Consider the following 3,844-nt stretch of genomic DNA (forward strand, 5'->3'; position numbering starts at 1 on the left):
CACTTTACTATGCTCATATGACAGGCAAAAGGCCAGCTATTGGATTTATAGTTGGAGATGGTGATGAGAGATATATAAAAAGAGTAAAAACAGTTGCAGATAAGTTTGATATAAAAATAATACTACTGCAAAAATAGCGCTAGAATATTTTTTTTGCTCTATTTTGCTTTGTGTAAAAAGCCTAGATTATCTATGTTTTAGACTCTGTTTATGAAACTTAAAAGCATTAATTGGGTAAAATCCAACACAATCTTAATACTCTTTTATCAAGGAAATATATGTTTGAAACAGTTATCGGACTTGAGGTCCACGTTCAACTAAACACAAAAACTAAACTTTTTTGCTCATGTCCAACGAGTTTTAATCACAAACAAAATATTAACACATGTCCAACTTGCTTAGCACTTCCAGGTGCACTTCCTGTGCTTAACAAAGAGGTGCTTCATAAATCTATAATGTTTGGCTCGGCAGTTGATGCCACTATAAATAAAACATCATATTTTGATAGAAAAAGTTACTTTTACCCAGACTCTCCATCTGCTTATCAGATTACACAGCTTTATACTCCAGTAGTTGAGCATGGAAAACTACGCATTGATTTTGAAGATGGAACTCATAAGACTATTCGTATAAATCGTGCTCATATTGAAGCTGATGCTGGAAAAAATATACACGATGGAGCTATCTCAAAGGTAGATTTAAATCGTGCAGGAACTCCTCTTTTAGAGATAGTCTCAGAGCCTGATATGAGAAGTGCAGAAGAGGTAACACTCTATCTAAAAAAACTTCACTCAATAATTCGCTATCTTGACATCGGCGATGCAAACATGCAAGAGGGTTCATTTCGTGTGGATGTAAACGTCTCTATCCGCCCAAAGGGCGATGAGAAGTTATACACTCGTGTAGAGATTAAAAATATAAATAGTTTTAGATTTATCCAAAGAGCTATAGAGCTTGAAGTTGAGCGTCAAAGTGATGCTTGGGAAGATGGCACATATGAGAGTGAGATAGTTCAAGAGACGCGCCTTTTTGATCAAGTAAGACAAGAGACGCGTTCTATGCGTGGAAAAGAAGAAGCTGCTGATTATCGTTATTTTCCAGAGCCTGATTTGCTAAAGACTGTTATAACAGACGAGATGCTAGAAAAATACTCTAAGATTCCAGAGCTTCCAGATGAGAAGATGGCACGTTTTGTAAAAGATTATGAGATGAATGAGTATAGTGCTAGTGTTTTAACTTCTGCTATAGAGATGGCTCACTATTTTGAGAGTATGATGCAAGAAGGAGTTAGCGCTAAAAATGCTCTTACTTGGCTTACAACAGAACTTCAAGGCAGATTTAGGGGAGAGATAAATATATCAAACTCTCCAGTTGATGCAAAAAAATTAGCTCTTTTAGTAAAGAGAATCGAAGATGGCACAATAAGCGGTAAAGCGGCTAAAGATGTACTTGATTATCTGATGCAAAATAGTGTTGATGTAGATAGCGCGATTGACACATTAGGACTTAAACAAGTAAGTGACAGTGGCGCTATAGAGGCTATTTGCGATGCTGTCATAGCTGCAAATGGTGATAAAGTAACAGAGTATCAAAGTGGAAAAGATAAGCTTTTTGGCTTCTTTGTAGGGCAAGTTATGAAAGAGTCAAAAGGGAGTGCAAACCCACAAACGGTTAACGATATACTAAAAGCAAAGCTTGGATAAGAGCTTTGCTTAAATCTATACTCTTAGATACTGCATATAAAATAAATACTTCAAAAAGCTATATAAAAACAAAACTCTTTTTTTATAATTTTCTAGAAAACGGTAACTATAAATACAAAAAGATTTTTGATTTTTTTATGATAGCAATCATATTTTCAAGCGTTTTTATATTGATAAGAGAGGTAAAATCAGAGGTAAACGATGAGCTACTATTTTACAATAACTATATAGTTTCAACAATATTTCTAATTGAATATCTTTTTAGATTTTGGATAAGCAGTAGCGTTACAGAGGCAATCATCAAGCAGAGTCAACGTGATGTAATGCTAGGAAATGAGTTTAATCTCTCCCTTGCTCTAAGCGATATTTTTTTAAAAAAACTAAGATATATAATCTCTATAAAAGCACTTATAGATCTGCTTGCTATTCTTCCGTTTTTCCATAGCTTAAGACTTCTTAGACTTTTCATTCTCTTTCGTGTATTTAAACTTTTTCGATATGCAAAGAGTATTCAGGTCTTTACCTCGGTAATTGCTTCTAAAAAGTTTGAGTTTTTAACACTTCTTACTTTTGCAGCCATTGTGATTTTTATCTCATCTGTACTTATTTACGTGATGGAAGCTAATAATCCAGCTTCGCCTATAAATACACTCTTTGAAGCGCTTTATTGGGCTATTGTTACAATCTCGACTGTTGGCTATGGAGATATTACTCCTATCACAGATGCTGGAAGAGTAGTTGCAATATTTGTTATCATAGCGGGTATTGCTGTTTTTTCATTTACGACATCTTTGATAGTTACCGCATTTACCCAAAAGTTAGATGAGATAAAAGAGACAAAGTTTATTGATGATATTGCAAAGAAAAAAGAGTTTTATCTTATCTGTGGATATGAAAACATCTCAAAAGAAGTTGCAAAAAAACTAACACAAAATAGTGAAGTAATCATCTTAGAAGAGGATGCACAAAAAGCTCTTCAGGCAAAAAAAGATGGATTTTTTGCACTTAATTATGATCCAGGAAGTATTGATAGTTATAAAAATCTTCGCATAAATCTACAGACACAGGTGAAAGCTATTTTATGCTTAAGTCATAGTGATGTAGAAAATGTTTACACTGCCTTGACCGTTCGCTCTTTTAATAAAGATGTTTTTATACTCTCAATCCTAAAAGCCAAAGCAAATAAAAACAAACTACTCTTTGCCGGTGTAAATGAGCTTTTTTATGAGAAAGAGTTGGTTGGGATGATAGCAAAAGAGTTTGTTGGAAAGCCTGTTGCATTTGAGGCTATTCATGCTCTTCGTTCTAACTATAATGGCATAGATATGCAAGAACTTCTTATAAATATGAGAATCATAGATAATTTTAAAACTGTAAAAGATTTAGAGTGTCATAAGCATAGAATAATACTCTTAGGCATTTATAAAAAAAGTGAAAAGAATTTCTACTTTAACCCAACTTATGACACCTCTATAGACATTGGAGATTATCTTCTTCTTATTGGAAATATACAATTTATCAAAGACTTTACAGACAATTTGTACAAAGGGAAGCAGTAATGCAGAAGATAGCTTTGATATTTGGTCATAATGAGTACACGTTTGAGATAGAAAAAAACATCAAATCTCACTATAAAAAGATATATATTTTTAAGCTTGATGCTGAGAGTGTATCTAAAGAGAGTAATGGTTATGAGATACAAACTTTTGATTTGAGTGAAGATTGGGATGAGTTAAGAGATAGCGTTGATATAGATGAGTGTGAGGCTTTTTGTATACTAGAAGATATGTCAAAAAATATATTTTTAACGCTCTCTTTGCGTGATACATTTGAAAACTTAAAAATAATAGCGCTCTCTCAAGATAAAGAGAGTGCCGATAAGCTTATGTTAGCAGGAGCATCTAAAATCCTCCCGACTACACAAACAACTGCAAATATTATTGTTGAAATGCTTGAAAAGCCGATGATAACAGAAGTTTTACACAATATCTTATATGAGAAAAGTAATCTAAAGATTGCTCAAGTTATGGTAAAAAATGCTCAGTATTTTAATGGACTCTATGCTTCTGATATAAATTGGAGTAAAGAGTATAATGTTACAGTTCTCTCAGTTATAGACAAAGAGGGTGCGACAGAGTTTA

At 33.4% G+C, this 3,844-nt stretch carries 3 protein-coding genes; all 3 read left to right on the plus strand.

The window, feature by feature from the left end; translation table 11 throughout:
• Positions 1-278 precede the first annotated feature (278 nt).
• Positions 279-1,703: an Asp-tRNA(Asn)/Glu-tRNA(Gln) amidotransferase subunit GatB gene (gatB, locus tag PHI38_RS09600; protein WP_299855558.1), complete on the plus strand. Its 1,425-nt coding sequence runs from the start codon at positions 279-281 to the stop codon at positions 1,701-1,703.
• Positions 1,704-1,708: 5 nt separating this feature from the next.
• Positions 1,709-3,262 (plus strand): ion transporter, encoded by a 1,554-nt coding sequence (locus tag PHI38_RS09605; protein WP_299855560.1) that lies wholly within the window; start codon positions 1,709-1,711, stop codon positions 3,260-3,262.
• The coding region (locus PHI38_RS09610; RefSeq protein WP_299855562.1) for an NAD-binding protein at positions 3,262-3,844 on the plus strand (583 nt) is incomplete at its 3' end. The genes PHI38_RS09605 and PHI38_RS09610, both read left to right, overlap by 1 nt.

Origin of the sequence: Sulfurimonas sp., assembly GCF_028694895.1 — a bacterium.
Lineage (GTDB): Bacteria > Campylobacterota > Campylobacteria > Campylobacterales > Sulfurimonadaceae > Sulfurimonas.

Coding starts and splice junctions, on each gene's coding strand:
- gatB (WP_299855558.1), top strand. CDS start 279: ATGTTTGAAACAGTTATCGGACTTGAGGTCCACGTTCAACTAAACACA.